This is a genomic window from Acidisphaera sp. S103, from assembly GCF_009765975.1.
In the GTDB taxonomy this organism is placed as follows: Bacteria; Pseudomonadota; Alphaproteobacteria; order Acetobacterales; family Acetobacteraceae; genus Rhodopila.
In genome coordinates this window covers 277,995-293,490 of the sequence record NZ_LMUJ01000054.1, presented here as the reverse complement: position 1 = coordinate 293,490, position 15,496 = coordinate 277,995, and the positions used below count along the sequence as shown (strand labels likewise).

General features: G+C 61.2%; 12 protein-coding genes and 3 pseudogenes. 11 read left to right on the top strand and 4 right to left on the bottom strand.

The genetic code is table 11. From position 1 onward, the window contains the following. Positions 1 to 181 precede the first annotated feature (181 nt). The 7 genes and pseudogenes from GSQ89_RS17700 to ltrA (GSQ89_RS17675) all read left to right on the top strand — a co-directional run. Positions 182 to 1,468, top strand: a pseudogene (locus GSQ89_RS17700) (thiamine pyrophosphate-dependent enzyme); the annotation flags it as partial. 10 nt (positions 1,469 to 1,478) lie between these two features. After that, entirely contained in the window at positions 1,479 to 2,513 is a 1,035-nt protein-coding gene (locus GSQ89_RS17695; RefSeq protein ID WP_158927565.1) for a dihydroorotate dehydrogenase-like protein, read from the top strand. A gap of 179 nt (positions 2,514 to 2,692) precedes the next feature. Then, entirely contained in the window at positions 2,693 to 3,253 is a 561-nt protein-coding gene (locus GSQ89_RS17690) for a general stress protein (protein WP_158927563.1), read from the top strand. A gap of 142 nt (positions 3,254 to 3,395) precedes the next feature. Next, a complete protein-coding gene (locus GSQ89_RS40165; RefSeq protein ID WP_371734266.1) occupies positions 3,396 to 3,797 on the top strand; it encodes a MaoC/PaaZ C-terminal domain-containing protein in 402 nt (133 codons plus the stop codon). Next, entirely contained in the window at positions 3,782 to 4,801 is a 1,020-nt protein-coding gene (locus tag GSQ89_RS17685; protein ID WP_371734265.1) for a bifunctional enoyl-CoA hydratase/phosphate acetyltransferase, read from the top strand. The genes GSQ89_RS40165 and GSQ89_RS17685 overlap by 16 nt, the downstream gene beginning before the upstream one ends. A gap of 293 nt (positions 4,802 to 5,094) precedes the next feature. Continuing rightward, entirely contained in the window at positions 5,095 to 5,928 is an 834-nt protein-coding gene (locus GSQ89_RS17680) for a slipin family protein (protein ID WP_158927561.1), read from the top strand. Positions 5,929 to 6,557: 629 nt separating this feature from the next. After that, positions 6,558 to 7,811, top strand: coding sequence for a group II intron reverse transcriptase/maturase (ltrA, locus tag GSQ89_RS17675; protein ID WP_371734272.1), 1,254 nt, complete (start codon positions 6,558 to 6,560; stop codon positions 7,809 to 7,811). 30 nt (positions 7,812 to 7,841) lie between these two features. On the opposite strand, the pseudogene ltrA (GSQ89_RS17670) reads toward ltrA (GSQ89_RS17675), so the two are convergent. Continuing rightward, positions 7,842 to 8,609, bottom strand: a pseudogene (gene ltrA / locus GSQ89_RS17670) (group II intron reverse transcriptase/maturase); the annotation flags it as partial. Between the two features lie 716 nt (positions 8,610 to 9,325). Between ltrA (GSQ89_RS17670) and GSQ89_RS40160 the strand changes: the two are divergent. Together GSQ89_RS40160 and GSQ89_RS17660 are read left to right on the top strand one after the other, a co-directional pair. Beyond that, complete coding sequence (locus GSQ89_RS40160) at positions 9,326 to 9,508, top strand: DDE-type integrase/transposase/recombinase (protein ID WP_216856245.1); 183 nt, start codon at positions 9,326 to 9,328, stop codon at positions 9,506 to 9,508. 156 nt (positions 9,509 to 9,664) lie between these two features. Further along, a complete protein-coding gene (locus tag GSQ89_RS17660; protein WP_158927557.1) occupies positions 9,665 to 9,964 on the top strand; it encodes a hypothetical protein in 300 nt (99 codons plus the stop codon). 483 nt (positions 9,965 to 10,447) lie between these two features. On the opposite strand, the gene GSQ89_RS17655 is transcribed toward GSQ89_RS17660, so the two are convergent. Further along, positions 10,448 to 10,876: a type II toxin-antitoxin system VapC family toxin gene (locus tag GSQ89_RS17655; protein ID WP_216856244.1), complete on the bottom strand. Its 429-nt coding sequence runs from the start codon at positions 10,874 to 10,876 to the stop codon at positions 10,448 to 10,450. 252 nt (positions 10,877 to 11,128) lie between these two features. Here GSQ89_RS17655 and GSQ89_RS17645 point away from each other — a divergent pair, with 252 nt between their 5' ends. Then, positions 11,129 to 12,145: a hypothetical protein gene (locus GSQ89_RS17645; RefSeq protein WP_158927553.1), complete on the top strand. Its 1,017-nt coding sequence runs from the start codon at positions 11,129 to 11,131 to the stop codon at positions 12,143 to 12,145. Between the two features lie 290 nt (positions 12,146 to 12,435). After that, a complete protein-coding gene (locus GSQ89_RS17640; protein WP_158927551.1) occupies positions 12,436 to 14,544 on the top strand; it encodes a Hint domain-containing protein in 2,109 nt (702 codons plus the stop codon). A gap of 298 nt (positions 14,545 to 14,842) precedes the next feature. On the opposite strand, the gene GSQ89_RS17635 is transcribed toward GSQ89_RS17640, so the two are convergent. Then, positions 14,843 to 15,319: an NAD(P)-dependent oxidoreductase gene (locus GSQ89_RS17635; RefSeq protein ID WP_256367330.1), complete on the bottom strand. Its 477-nt coding sequence runs from the start codon at positions 15,317 to 15,319 to the stop codon at positions 14,843 to 14,845. After that, positions 15,234 to 15,431, bottom strand: a pseudogene (locus GSQ89_RS40155) (NAD(P)-dependent oxidoreductase); the annotation flags it as partial. The pseudogene GSQ89_RS40155 and the gene GSQ89_RS17635, both read right to left, overlap by 86 nt. Between the last annotated feature and the right edge of the window lie 65 nt (positions 15,432 to 15,496).

Here is a 15,496-nt window from a genome sequence, read left to right as displayed (position 1 = left end):
GTGCGGGGCTCGGGGAACTCTTCGCCTTCGCTTCCGATCCCGCGCTCGAATCCGTTGCGGTGAGCGGGTCGACATTGGCCTTCATTGCGAGTGGTCCCTTCCGTAATGCGCCCGAACAACAGCGAGGCGCTCCCGAACCTCGCCGCAGTGGCGTCCGGAAGCGGTCCTCAAGTCAGTGGCCTGTCCCGCGATCTGTCCGCGCGAAGCCGACGTCAAGGCCATCAACATGGCCGACAAACTGCCGACGCTGGCGGATGAGCGCGCCAACATCAAATTCTTCGAGAGCCTGGCAGTAAACGATCGTTCTCGGGTTGATTTCGCCGACGTCCGAGGCGTGCAGTTCCTGGAGCCGCTGTTTGAGTTTTCCGGTGCCTGCGGTGGTTGCGGAGAAACGCCTTACCTGAAGCTTCTAAGTCAGTTGTTTGGCGATCGGCTGCAAATCGCCAACGCAACGGGCTGCTCGTCCATCTATGGCGGTAACCTTCCGGTGACGCCGTGGACCAAGAACGCCGAAGGCCGCGGACCGGCATGGTCGAATTCATTGTTCGAGGATAACGCTGAGTTCGGGCTCGGCTTCCGGCTTGCCGCGGACAAGCATCTGTCACTGGCTTTGTCCCTGTTGGCCAGCCTCGCCAGTAAGGTCGGACCGGATCTCGCGGCGGCGATTGCCAAGGCGCCCCAAATTCAGGAGTCCGATATCCGCACGCAACGGATCCGTGTCGCGCAACTGAAGACACGGCTGCTGACCTTCAAGGAACCGGCGGCGCTCGATCTTTTGTCGGTCGTGGATCATCTGGTCCGCCGCAGCATTTGGATCGTTGGCGGTGACGGGTGGGCCTATGATATCGGTTATGGTGGGCTGGACCACGTTCTTGCTACGGCGCGCGACGTGAACGTGCTGGTCCTCGACACCGAGGTCTATTCCAACACCGGCGGTCAGGCTTCGAAGGCAACGCCGCTTGGTGCGGTCGCCAAGTTCGCCGCCGCGGGCAAACGAACGGCACGCAAGGACCTTGCGCTCCAGGCGATCGCCTACGGCAACGTTTACGTTGCCCAGGTGGCCATGGGCGCGAACCCGCAACACACGTTGCAGGCCTTCCGGGAAGCCGAGGCCTACGCGGGGCCGTCACTCATCCTTGCGTACAGTCATTGCATCGCCCACGGCATCGACATGCGCTTCGGCATGAAGCAGCAGGACCTGGCTACGGCCAGCGGATACTGGCCGCTGTTCCGCTTCAATCCGATGATGCGAAGTGTTGGCGAGAACCCGTTCCGTCTCGACTCGCTACGTCCGCGGATTCCGTTGAAGACATATGCCTACAACGAGCTTCGTTACAGTTCGCTTGCCAGTACGCGTCCGGCAGAGGCGGATACGCTACTGGAACTCGCGCAGACGGCCGTTACGGAGAAATACCGCCAATATGAGGAACTCGCCACCCGCGATGGCAGCCGGTTCCATCAGGCATAAGGAGCGTATCATGTCGTTGAGCACCCAATATCTCGGCCTCACGCTGAAAAACCCAATGATTGCGTCGGCGTCTCCCTTGAACAGCAAAGTCGATAACCTGCGCCACCTGGAGGACGCAGGCGCCGCCGCCATCGTGTTGCCGTCGCTGTTCCAGGAACAGATCGAGGCCGAAACGGAGAACCAAATCTCCCGCGTGGAGGCCTTCGCCAATAGTTCCCCGGAGGCGCTGTCCTATTTTCCTGCGGCGGCCAACGGACCTTACGGAATGTATCCGGAACGGTATCTCGACCTGGTCCGGCGCGGAAAGGAATCTGTCGACATCCCAATCATCGCCAGCCTGAACGGGTCATCGCGGGCTGGTTGGGTTGAACACGCCAAGCTTATGGAGCAGGCCGGGGCGTCAGCGCTTGAGCTGAATATGTATCAGGTATCGACCAATTTACTGGAAACCGGCCGCGACATCGAAGCGCATTATCGCGACATCGTGCAAGCCGTGTGCGGCTCCGTCGGATTGCCGGTCTCGGTCAAGCTGACGCCTTATCTTAGCGCCATCGGGAATTTCGCGACGACCCTGGTGGGGCACGGCGCCAAGGGCCTGGTGCTTTTCAACCGCCTGATGGAGCCGGATATCGACCTTCTGCTGATGAAAATGACGGACACGCTTGAATTCAGCGACGCGGCGGAATTGCGCCTGCCACTTCTTTGGACGGCCATTCTTGCTGGCCGTATCAAGGCTTCCCTGGCAATATCGACGGGCGTAAGGACTGTCGATGATGTCGTGAAGGCGTTGCTTGCCGGCGCCGATGCCGTCATGACGACCTCGGCTCTATTGCGTGACGGCATCGGTTACATGTCGACGCTGACCAAAGGCTTGCATCAATGGATGGAGGTGCGGGAAATCGCATCTCTTAAAGATGTGCGTGGAATGATGAGTTGGCAGCGTAGTCGTGATCGCAGTGTTTACACGCGGGCAAACTATCTCCGGATTCTGGAGCATTATTCGGCCTCGCCGGAAGATAAATTCCCCTGGCCGCGACTCGACTGACCTTACGCCGGGGGCATTTGATGGCGGCGTTACACCACGCTGAGTAATTTCCGAACCTGCCGGTCTAAGCGCGCTCGCCATATGATCAACGCATTCACCAAGCCGCCGAAATCCGGCCGCTGATTCTCGGCGTAACAAGTTCGCCTACTGGCATACACCTTATCCAGAAAGAGTATCCCATGGATTATACCAATGCAGTCGTTGCCGTTTTCCCAGATCATCCCGCCGCGGAGGCGGCCGTGAAGAAGCTGACCGACGCCGGATTTGAAATGAAACATCTCAGCGTGGTGGGCAAGGGATATCATACCGACGAGAAGGTGGTCGGTTTCTACAACACCGGCGACCGGATCAAATTCTGGGGCACACGCGGGGCCTTCTGGGGCGGTTTCTGGGGTTTGTTCTTCGGCGGACTGTTCATGACCATTCCCCTTGTGGGGCATGTCGTCGTACTGGGATATCTCGCCACCGTGGCTATCGCGGGTATCGAGAATGCTGTCCTGGTTGGCGGATTAAGCGCACTCGGTGCCGCGATCTACAGCATCGGCGTGCCGAAGGACAGCGTGCTACAATACGAGACGGCGCTGAAGGCCGACAATTTTCTGGTTATGGCCCACGGTAGTTCAGACGAAGCCGCTCGCGCCAAGGCGATCCTGGGGACAGCCAATGCCTCGCGCGTCGATATCTACGCGGGCGGCAAAGTGCCAGAACTCGAAGGTCATGCCGCCCCCGTGAGTGACTGAGCACGACATCATTCCGGCTGAACGGTGTGCTGCCCAAAGCCGCCGGTCAGCCGGCCACGGTCGCGGGCCGGACATCAGACTCAGATAGGCGCTGCTTGCTTGCCGCCACGTCCGGCAACCAAGTGCTCGAAGGACAGAAGTCATGTTTGATGAAACCGCGGATCTGTTCATCGAAAATCGAACATTCGAGGAGATGGCTGTCGGCGAGACTGCCTGCCTATCGCACACGGTAACCCAGCGCGACATCGACCTGTTCGCAACCGTAACCGGCGATCTCAACCCCACGCATGTCGACCCTGCCTACGCGGCTACGGACATGTTCCATCGCATCATTATCCAGGGGATGTGGGGCACCGGCCTGATTTCCGCCGCGCTTGGTACGAAGCTGCCGGGTCCCGGAACGATCTATCTGGGCCAGGATCTGCGCTTTGCCCATCCCGCCAGCATTGGCGATACGATTACCGCGACCGTCCGTGAAAAAAACCTGCCAAGGGTGATGCGGTCCTTGACAGCGTCTGCAGCAACCAAATGGGTCAGACCGTGATCACCGGCAGCGCCTTCGTTCGCGCCCCGGCCGAAAAGATACGCCTGAAACGTGTGACGCTGCCTGATGTACGCGTCTTTCGTCACGACCGGATGCGGGCAATGCTCACTCGGGCCGCCGCCGGAGGCCCGATCAACACCGCGGTTGATTATCCAGTCAATACCGCCGCCCTGCGTGCCGCCGTGGACGCGGCAAGCGCCGGCCTGATCGTTCCGATCCTGATCGGGCCTGCCAGCCACATCCAGGCGGTCGCAAAGGACGCCCACCTGGACATCGCGGGCCTGACGCTGATCGATGTGCAGGATGCCGCCCAGGCCGCTTCCCGAGCAGTGGCTCTTGCCCGTTCGGGCGAAGTAGCCCTGCTGATGAAGGGGGATCTGCACACCTCTGACCTGATGCACGCGGTGATGGCGGCCGACATCGGCCTGCGCACCGTCAAACGGATCAGCCATGTTTATCTGATGGATGTTCCGGGCTATCCTCGACCGCAGCTGATAACGGACGGCGCCATCAACATCGCGCCGAACCTGATGGACAAGGCCGGTATTCTCCAGAACGCGATAGACTTGGCGCATGCCATCGGCATCGAGCAGCCACGGGTGGCGATCCTCGCTGCGGCGGAAACGATCAAGCAACGAATACAATCGACGCTCGATGCGGCCGCGCTCTGCAAGATGGGCGATCGCGGGCAGATCACGGGTGCCTTGCTGGATGGCCCACTTGCATTCGACAACGCGATCAACGAAGCCGCCGCGGTAGAGAAGGGTATCGTTTCGCCGGTGGCTGGACGCGCCGACATCCTGTTGGTGCCTGACCTCGAAGCCGGCAACATGCTCGCCAAACAGTTGACCTTTATGGCCGGGGTGGAAGCCGCCGGCCTCGTGCTGGGCGCTCGTGTCCCAATCATCCTGACCAGCCGAGCGGATAGTGCGGCGGCGCGCCTGGCTTCGTCCGCGTTGGGCGTATTGATGGCACGGGTCGGGACAGAGTCGCATCGCACGTGAGTCCAGCACACTGATCAGTGCGCTGGATGGGCTTGACGGACTGGTTTCCACCGCGGGCATTGGCGAGCACGCGCCGGCGATCCCACACGAGGGTTTAGTCCGAGCCTAATAAGTAGTTTCCGAATCTACCTTGGTAGCGGTGAAGGGATCATATTCCCCATTCGAAGCCGTCAATAGTCCCATACGACCGGCTTCCGGCGGTTTTAACGGCGAGCGGATCGTCTGAGGGGCGCTGCTTTAGCTCCTTCAACCGCGAGGGGAGCTGCTTCTATGGTCTCGAAAGGCAGAGGGCTATGTACTTCTCAACTTTTTACGTCATCACCCCGATCATCGTGATCGTTGCCTTCATCCTTGTCACAGCCAGCGCAAAAGTCCTACGTGAATACGAGCGTGCGGTAGTCTTTACGCTCGGACGGTTCCAGAAGGTAAAAGGGCCCGGCTTGGTACTGATGATCCCATTCGTCCAGGAACTGGTGCGTGTTGATTTACGCATCCAGGTCATCGAGATACCGACCCAAGACGTGATTTCGCGCGATAACGTCTCCATGAAGGTTGACGCGGTGCTCTACTTCAACGTCGTCAACCCCGAGCGGGCTATCATACAGGTACAGAATTACCTGCCGGCCACCAACATGCTGGCGCAAACCACGTTGCGGGCGGTGCTGGGACAGCACGAACTGGACGAGATGCTCTCCGAACGAAAGAAGCTGAGTGCCGACGTTCAGAGCATTCTGGACACCCAGACTGAAACCTGGGGGATCAAAGTTACCAATGTCGAGATCAGGACGGTCGAACTCACGGAAAACATGGTGAAGGCCATTGCCAAACAGGCGGAGGCGGAGCGCGACCGGCGCGCCAAGATCATCCACGCGGAAGCCGAGTTTCAGGCCTCGCAAACCCTGGTCAACGCCGCCAAGATTCTCTCGAGCATTCCCGCCGCCATGCAGTTGCGGTACCTCCAGACACTGACGGAGATCGGTGCCGAACAGAATTCGACCATCATCTTTCCGATGCCGATCGACATCATCAAGCCGTTCATCGAGCTTCTTGACAAAGCCGGCAAGGCGCCTGCGCCAAATGGCCTGATCCACGGTGCCACCGTGCAGGAAGTGCCGCCGGTTCACTGAAACTCGTGAAGTTACGGCTTCGACGCCCCGATGCCGAACATGGTGGCTCGCTACCACCACGTTCATCCTCCGAGGTGTAAAAGTGCGAGATGTCTGTGTGCTGTGAACGTTTCGCCTCGGCTTGAGACGAAGCGGAGCTTTACCGGAGATGGGGGTCGGCCCCCGAAGTCGGCCTGCAGGGGCAGGCTTCAAACCGCCACAAGCTGCGAGGGTAAAGAGCCTTCGTGGTGAGCGTTGCTGGAAAAGGCGGAAGCTATTCCGTCAGGTGGGTCTTGAGGAGACGAACGCGAGTGAACCGCTGATGACGTGTCGTAACGTACTCAACCGACGTCAAAACCGGGATCTGGACGTCTATCCCGCGAGCAAGGGTTGGGCGATACCTGCTGACGGCCCAACCGGCGTCCGGCATGAAGGCGGCGTGACCTCAAGACAGGCTTCGGTAAGGAACGCAGGAACCTGTCGTCCCGATGCGAAGGGAGAAACCCAAGCGGTTAGTCGCCGCGAGGGTCCGAGTACCGATGCGGGGCACAGGGGCGGAGGCGCCCGTAGTAGGGTTGATGGTTCTGTAATGGAATCGGACCGAAGGGGCGTCGTCATTCAGCTTTATCCCAGTGGCAACCCGCAAGGGGATGACCGCTATGGATAGAGCGAAGCCGTTTTGTATTGCTAAACGCGAGGTGTGGGAAGCGTACAAGCAAGTGAAGGCCAACCGAGGGGCGGCTGGTGTAGACGGACAGTCCATCGAGGACTTCGATAGGGATCTGGGTAAGAACCTCTATCGGATCTGGAACAGGATGTCGTCCGGAAGCTACTTTCCGCCACCCGTGCGCCGAGTTGACATACCGAAAGGCGATACCGGAGCAACGCGGCCGCTCGGGATTCCGACGGTCGCCGACAGGATCGCCCAGATGGTTGTCAAGCGGCACCTGGAGCCGATCCTGGAACCGGTGTTTCACCGGGATTCCTATGGATATCGGCCCGGGAAGTCAGCACACGATGCTCTCGTCAAAGCCCGGCAGCGTTGCTGGGCGCGCGACTGGGTGCTCGACCTCGACATCAAGAGCTTCTTCGATGATATCGACTGGGGCCTCTTGATGAGAGCGGTGCGGCGGCACACGGACTGTCCATGGGTTCTGCTCTACCTTGAACGGTGGCTGCGGGCGCCTGTGAGCATGCCGAATGGGGCCTTGGTTGACCGGGAGAGCGGGACGCCGCAGGGGGCTGTTGTCAGTCCCGTGCTGGCCAACCTCTTTCTTCACTATGCGTTCGATCTCTGGATGCAACGGGAATATCCGACCATCCCGTTCGAACGCTACGCCGACGACGCGATCTGCCATTGCGCGAGCGAGGCGCAGGCGCTTGAGCTACATCAGGCGCTGGACAAAAGGTTTGCGGAATGTCGGTTACAGCTACACCCGCAAAAGACCAAGATCGTTTACTGCAAAGATGCCAATCGTCCCGGGGAATACCCGGAGCGATCATTCGACTTTCTCGGCTACACGTTTCGGTCGAGATCGGCGGTTGGCCGAGACCAAAAGCGCTTTGTCAGTTTCATCCCCGCGGTCAGCGATAAGGCCGCCAAAAGGATACGGCTGGAGGTGCGGCGGTGGCGACTACATCTGCGCAGCGATCTTGAGCTGGACGAAATCGCCCGATGGACCCGGCCCTTCCTCTCCGGATGGGTGCGCTACTATGGGCGGTTTTACCCCTCGAAGCTTCGCGAGGAACTCCGCACGATCGATGCTTTCATCGTGCGATGGGTGTCTCGCAAATACAAACGGTTCCGGGGACACACGTTGGCGGCATGGGATTGGCTGCGTTCGCTCAAGCGGCGCAGCCCGAACCTGTTCGCCCACTGGGCCCTGGGACCAGCGGCCGGATGATGGGAGCCGGATGAATCGAGAGGGTTTGCGAACGCCACTCTTCTCCTCGTTAACCTGGAGCCGCATCCGCTTTTCCAGGAAACCACGGATCGATGTCATGACGCGCTGTCCGGCCCGCTCGCTGCGCACGAAGATGTTGGCATCGTCGGCGTAGCGGACGAAGCGGTGGCCACGCCTGGCCAATTCCTGATCCAACTCGTCGAGCACGATGTTGGAAAGCATTGGCGAAAGCGGGCCGCCTTGCGGTGTGCCTTCCTCGACGGGAACCCTCGTTCCGTCCGGCATCACCACCGAAGCTGTCAGCATCCGGCGCACCAGGGTGATCATCCGTTGGTCCGTCACGCGCTGTGCGATCCGGGCTAACAGGCGTTGATGGTGAACCCGGTCAAAAAATTTGGCCAAGTCAAAATCAACCACCGTTTGATAACCAGCCTCAAGGTATCCTTTTGCTTCGGCGATGGCGGTGTGAGCACCGCGGTTGGGGCGGAACCCGTGACTGCTGGTGTGGAAGGTCGGCTCAAAGATCGGTTCCAGTATCTGGAGGGCCGCCTGCTGAACCACCCTGTCCACCACGTTTGGGATACCTAGCCCCCGTTGCCCGCCTCCGGGCTTCGGCAGCCAGACCCGGCGAACGCCGCCGGTCCGGTAGCATCCCGCCAGCAGATCGCGGCGCAGATCGGCGATGATCGACGGGGCTTGCGCTTCCGCCATCTCCACCGTCTGCCCGTCTACTCCCGGTGCTCCCTTGTTGCGTATTACTTTCAGCAGCGCCGTCGCCAAATTGGCTTCGGACGCCACGTCTTCGAGCAGCCGACTGGTGTCGGCCACGCTGGTGCCGGGGCCTCTCGTCTTCTTGCTTCTCGCTTTAAGCAGCAGGAAGCTTCGCCGGTCGGATGCGTCCGATGGCTCACTCTCCCCGCCCCCCGAAGGGTTTTCGGCGAACGCGATGGTCAATTGTCGTGGTCCCGTCTCTTTCAATCCATCCCCTCCTTGGCTCCGCTGGCTTTCACCAACTTCGTTGCTACTATGAAGGAATCCGACTTCTGCGTGGACGTCGTCCCGTCGTCGTTGCCTCCTTCGGGTCTACCGCTTGCGCGGACCCACGCAGATCTCCCTGGGTAAGAACACTGGATGTCCCGCCGCTCCCGCCCCCATTACCGCCCCGGCCTCGGTTGGATTTTGGGCGTCGCGTTTGGAGACACGCTGACCCGGCCGGTCCGGCTTGCACAGGGGTTCACTTGCGTTCGGTGCTGCGGTTCGCCTCGGGCTTCTTCTCCACACGGCCTCACGGCGCCAGCTCTGGCGTCTCACGACGGCAGTCACTGCGTGCAGTTGCCTCCAGCTCGCGGTTGCTACCAACTCGCCCCGCAAAGGACTTTCACCTCCAATCCAGTGCCCATGCCAGGCACACCTCCCTGCGCGACGACCCGAATGCCGCACGTTATGCAACCAACCGGCAGGGGATCCACTTAACGGAAGCAAAACGCTGTAGCGAACAAGCCGACCACCTCTAACTGCCCCGCGTCACTCGACCCTATATCAAGGTCCACGGACATTGGCGCTACCTCTACCGCGCGATTGATCGCTCCGGTGCGCTGGTCGACGTGATGTTCAGCGAGCACCGCGACATGGCGTGCAGATTCCAATCCATCGCGGCCACCTGTTACGATTTGATCGCGGCCAGGCTACCGATTTGATGGCGGCCACCATTCCAATCTGATCCCGGCCACCCTCCGAAGCAGAAAGGAGGGCATCCGGGAAAGGAGATCGTTTCGCGGGTCAGTGTTCACCTGGGTCCAGTGTTGTCCCATCGCAATTGATGGAGGGGACACGGATGCCGACGGAGAGACTCCATGCGGCGGATACGGCAGGTTCTACAGCTGCATTTTGGGTCGCGAGCCAGCGGTCGGATGATCGCCGGGACGGTCGGCATCGGGCGGAGCACGGTGCAGGATTATCTGGCGCGTACGGCTGCGGCCGGACTGGTCTGGCCGTTGCCGACGGAGCAGACGGACGAAGCGCTGGAGCAGCTTCTGTTCCCCGATCCTCGGAGTAATCCCGGCGCACGCCGTTATGTCGAACCCGACTGGTCGTTGCTGGTGCGCGAGATGAAGCGTCCCGGGGTCAATCTGTCGGTCTTGTTCGAGGAATAGCGCTTGGCAGGGCGCGCAGAATCTCCGGCGCCGACACGCCGTTGGGGTTGCGCCGCACGGCATCTTCGATCGCTAGCAGTGCTTCTTCTGGTATCTTGTTTGCCAAAACGGCCTTTCCTGCGCGTAGAATCTAGGCGCAAGAATCGCGGACGTAGGCGCAAGAATCAAGGCTAGGCGCAGGAATGGCATATAAGCGCAATGATAGTTGCGCCTATACCCGGTTAGGGGCCCTTGGGTGATGCGGAGGCGGGTAGATGAGGCGGCACGTCCTGATCGGGCGCTTCGGCGCCGACGATAAAACCCGCGTGCCCAAAGCGCGTGATGAGGTCGCTTCAACCCTTCAACTGGTCGCCGGCAAGCGCTTAGACCATGGAATCGGGCGGGCCTTGGACGACCTGAAGGCGCTCTCTCTGTCGCCAAGCGAGATCGGCGCGGACCTGCTTGTCGTCGCCGCGCATAAGCATTTTAAGGAGAAGATATTGATCATGCCAGCAACTGCGTCGGCACGCCGAGCACCGGTCCAGCTTCCGCGAGCCGACGGTCGAGTGTGTGTACCGTCGCGCCATGCTCCGAGGCCGTGGCGAGGTGCAGGGCGTCGCCGGCGCGAAGCCCAAGCGTGTGCTGGTCGACGAATTTCGCCGCCGCCCGGAAATGCCCGCCCGTCACCGCCAGCACGGTGAAGCTCTCGGCGACCAGCTTGTTGAACATGGCGAGTGCCGCCGCGCGCTGCTCCAGGCTGATCTGCCCGGTTCGCAGCTTGAGCGCCATGGCGGAGGACATCTCGGTGATGGTCCACTCGCTGAGCAGAAGCTGTGCCGGATCCTGCTGTGCCAACCAGCTCTGAACGTGCGGGGTCATTGTTTCGTTGGAAAGGGCTGCGACGATCAGCGACGTGTCGAGGTAGAGCATCAGTAGCGGTCGGCATCCCGCATTGACCGCACCAGATCGGAGGCGCACTGAGTCTGCGGAGGCATGACAGCCGTCAGGGACTGGAGCAGCGCTTCGTCGATCCGCTTGCGCGGCCTGACAGCGGCAGTGAGCCGGGCGACCGGCTTGCCACGCCGGGATCGATTATTCGTGAACGGGTCGGTCGGTGCGCCTCGAACGGTAGTCCAATATATTGAGGTCGCCACACACCCCGTCGCCGCTGTTCGCAGGACCACGATGCTTGCTGATGAAATCCTAGCCGCCGCCAACTCTCCCGCCGACCGAATTTATATGGGTGCACTATCGGCACTTGGGATCGCCATACGCCAAGCCAAGCGATTCGATCTGACGCCCGGAATTATCGTCACCGCGAACACGATCAGCGCCAGCTCATTCGCGGCGCAGCTCCGCGCCCTGCCTCTCTGCCGTTTTCCGTTCGAATTCACCTGGATGGAGTGGCCAGGGGCCGATCCCGTTTACGACGACGCCTACCGGGTGGATAACGCGACCGCTGCTGCGCCAGCGCCCCATCGCATGGGTGTCCTTATCCACGCCGACGAAAGCCGGCAGAAAGGCAGTATGACCTTCGCCTGGTCCCATCGTCGGGACGGCATCAACGCCTGCCCGCTGGCCTGTTTCTTCGATTGGCGCGCCGAGGCTCCGGAAGTGGATGACGTATCGCGCAGCTTCTTCCGGCAATCCGGGCGGAGTGAGGACGAACTGCGCCAGCAAATCGTCGCCCAGAGCCAGGGGCTGCCGCAGGTGAAGGGTTCTTCGGAGGCTGACCTTGTCGATGAGCGGTCGAGGTTCGGCTTCAACATTTCCCCCGCATTCAAATTTTGGGCGGAGGCCCTCGTTCGGCGCCATGGAGCGCTACCGGGGCCGGGCAGTCCGGAATGGCAGATGTGGACCTCTGACATTCGCGGTGAGCCGGGGGTCGCGCGCAGCATTCTTTTGCTGCTCAACAGCAAGAACCTAACCCATAGCGAGGAGTCTCCGGCCCCGGAGCGCTTGAACCGGCAACGGACCAAAGCGGGAAAGCTGCCTCTCCTCGGCCACACGAAGATCCGGATAAAGCTGTCGCGCGCCCTTCAGCGGCGAGCCGGTGAGGAAGGGCAGAGAGGGGCAGCGCGTCTTCATGCCGTCCGCGGTCATTTCAAGATCAGGGCGTCCGGCGTGTACTGGTGGTCGGATTTTATGCGTGGAGATCCGGCGCGCGGGGCTGTCCACGGGACGTATAAAATCGACGACTGAGTTTTTACCGGACCATCCCCATAAGCGCCGAAATCGTCTTTGGAACAGCATGGCTGGCGCAGAGTCGTCCCGCATCCATTGTTTCTTACAGACAACCGCAGGTGGCATCTTCCGGCTCGGTGTTAACCCGTACAGAAGCGTTGTTTAGCTGACAACCGATGCTCTGCTCTCTGACTGAACCAACGGATGGAACGGTGGACTCGGCGAGGCTTGGGGGCCGAGGTGCAGGGATTGGGGCGTTCGACCAGCGAAATAATCCGGTTTCAAGGTTCGGAAGAGGGCAAGGAGTCATGACCACCAATACGATTACGCGCGCGGGTACATTGTCGACATCCGCCTATGTTCTCTCCGGGACCGGTGTGACGGCCATCAACGCCGGCACGCTCAACGTCAGTTCAACTGATGCGGTAACCATCAAAGGCACGACTAACGTTCTGTCCAACACGGGATCGATCCTTTCGTCAGCGGTGTCTGGTGGGGCGGTCGAGGTGTACTCGGGATCCAGCGGCGCCATCATCATCAATCACCTCAGTGCGGTGATTGAGGGCGTTGTCAAGAGTACCAACGAAATTGATGGGGTCTTCGCCGAGGCGACAGCCACAGTCGTGAATTATGGCTTTATCATCGGTAACAGCGCCGTTAGCACCAATGGGATCGTTTTCAACGCCGGCACCGGCTTCGTCACGAATTTCAGTACCGGGACGGTATCGGGTGGCGGCATCTGGATGGGCACCTCCGGCACGGTGGTCAACCAGGGGCAGATCATCGGCGATAGCATCTACGGCGGCGTCTACCTGGAGGACGCGGGGCAGGTCACCAACCTGTCTGGCGGTATCATTTCAGCGAACGGCGGTGGATATGGCGTCAAGATCAACAGTGGCGCCGGCACGATCACCAACGCCGGGACGATCAACAGCGGCAGTACAAATGGTCCGGCTGTCATCTTGGCAACCGGGGCCGCCAACCGGGTCATCGTGGATACGACCGGGGTTTTCATTGGAACGGTGAATGGGGGCACCGCCGCGGACGCAACGCTGGAATTGGCTACCGGGACGAGCACCGGGACGATATCGCTGGCCGGCTTCACCAATTTCGGCTCGCTGACGTTTGATACGGGTGCGGATTGGCTGGTTTCCGGGGCGTCGACCGGCCTGTTGGCCTCGGCAACGATCGCCGGCTTCGGGACAGGCGACACGCTGGCGATCACTGGTACCGAAACGATTAGCCACACCGCGAGCAGCGGTGGACTGACCAAGGTCACCCTGGCTGGCAGCAGCAACATGACGCTGACCTTCACCGGCCCGATCAGCGGTTTTCATACCAGTACCTCGGGTGGTGTAACCGATCTAACAACTGTTTGTTTCTGTATCGGCACCATGATCCGCACGCCGAACGGAGAGGTCGCCATCGAAGACCTCAAGTTCGGCGACCGAGTTGTGACGCTGGGCAACGACAACACACGGATCATAACCTGGATCGGCAAAGGCAAGGTGCTGGCCACCAGCGGCCAACGCAGCGCAGCCACGCCGGTGATCGTGCGCAAGCATGCGCTGGCCGACAACGTGCCGAACCAGGACTTACACGTAACAAAAGCGCACTCGCTGTTCATCGATGGCGTGCTGATCCCGGTGGAGTTCCTGGTCAACCACAGGAGCATCGTGTGGGACGACCGGGCACAGGAAGTCGAAATCTACCATGTGGAACTGGACCAGCACCATATCCTGATCGCCAATGGCGCCCCCGCCGAGAGCTACCGCGACGACGGCAACCGCTGGTTGTTCCAGAACGCCAACTCAGGTTGGGACCTGCCACCGCAGGAGCCGTACGCCCCGGTGCTGACCGGCGGCCCGGTGGTTGATGAGGTGTGGCACCGGCTGCTCGATCGAGCCGGTCCAACCGAGCTACCGTCGCTGACTGACGATGCGGATCTACACCTGATCGTCGATGGAATGCGGGTGGATGCCCGGGAGCAGACGGATGGGACCCACATGTTCCGCCTGCGTTCCCAGCCGAAGAGCGTCATCATCGGGTCCCGCGCCGCCGCGCCGGCGGAACTCGGATTTGCCCGCGACCCGCGCTGCCTGGGCGCGGCGCTGCGGCGTGTCACCATTCGGCAGGGCGCCAAGTTCATGCTGATCGATGCGGATGACGAACGGCTGACCGATGGGTTCCACGACTACGAGCCAGCGGAGAATATCCGTTGGACCAACGGCTACGCGGCACTGCCGATCGAGGCGTTTGCCCGGTTCGACCAAGGCGCCGAGGTGGCGGTCCACCTGGGTGGTTCAACGCGTTATCCGGATTACCGCGACGAGGCCGAGACACAAGCAACCCATGCCGGCATTTCACCATCTCGCCTGGGTACGGCTGACGATCGCAACATTTCATCGGCCGCATAGCGCACGTGGAAATCGCCGAATGCGCGGGGCGGCGCAGGTCTGCCTAAAGGCAATCGCCCTGCTTGCTCGCCGGCTCGCCAGGCGGATGCCGTAGGCACGCCTCCGGGCGCTCTTTCACCGCCGCCAACCGTAAGCGCTCGGGGGCACGTACAGCGACGGCCGGCAAGCCCGACCGGCGCTCCGGCGTTCGTTCATGCCGCTATTTCAAGCTTTCGGCGCCAGGAATTGCTTGTTGACGCAGTTCTCCAGCCGTCCGTCGCGCAGGAAACGCGCCGCGGTGCGGGCCGCGAACGCGCGGTTATCCCGCAGGCTCTCGGGCGTGTAGAAGGCCGAATGCGGCGTCAGCAGCAGGCGGTGGCGGATTCCAGTCTTCGTTGTTTTGCCACGCCGCGATCAGCCGTCGTTGCGCATTCGCCGGTTCCTCCGGCAGCACGTCGAGCCCGGCGGCCAGCACTGTGTTGTCTTTCATCGCGTCGTACAGCGCGTCGATGTCCGCCACTGGGCCGCGCGCGGTGTTGATCAGGATCATGCCCTTCTTCGCGGCCGCGAACGCCTCGGCGCCGACCAGGCCGCGCGTCTCGGCGGTCAGCGGCGTGTGGATGCTGACGAAGTCGCATTGCCCCATCAGTTCGGCCAGCGAGTCGGCGCGGCGCACGCCGAATCGCGAACTGATAGCCGTTCGGTTGGTAAGGGTCGTAGAACACCACGTCCATGTCGAAGGCCTTGGCACGCAGGGCCGCGGCGGTTCCGATCCGGCCCATGCCGACGACACCATAGGTGCACACCAACAGGCGGCGTCCAAACGGGTTATGCGCCGGGCGCCAGTTGCCCTTCAGGTCGGCATGCAATTCCTGATCGTGATAGGCGATGCTCTTCGCCAGGGTCATCATCAGGGCGATCGCGTGATCCGCGACCTCCCGCGTGCCGTAATCCGCCACGTAACGTTACGCCA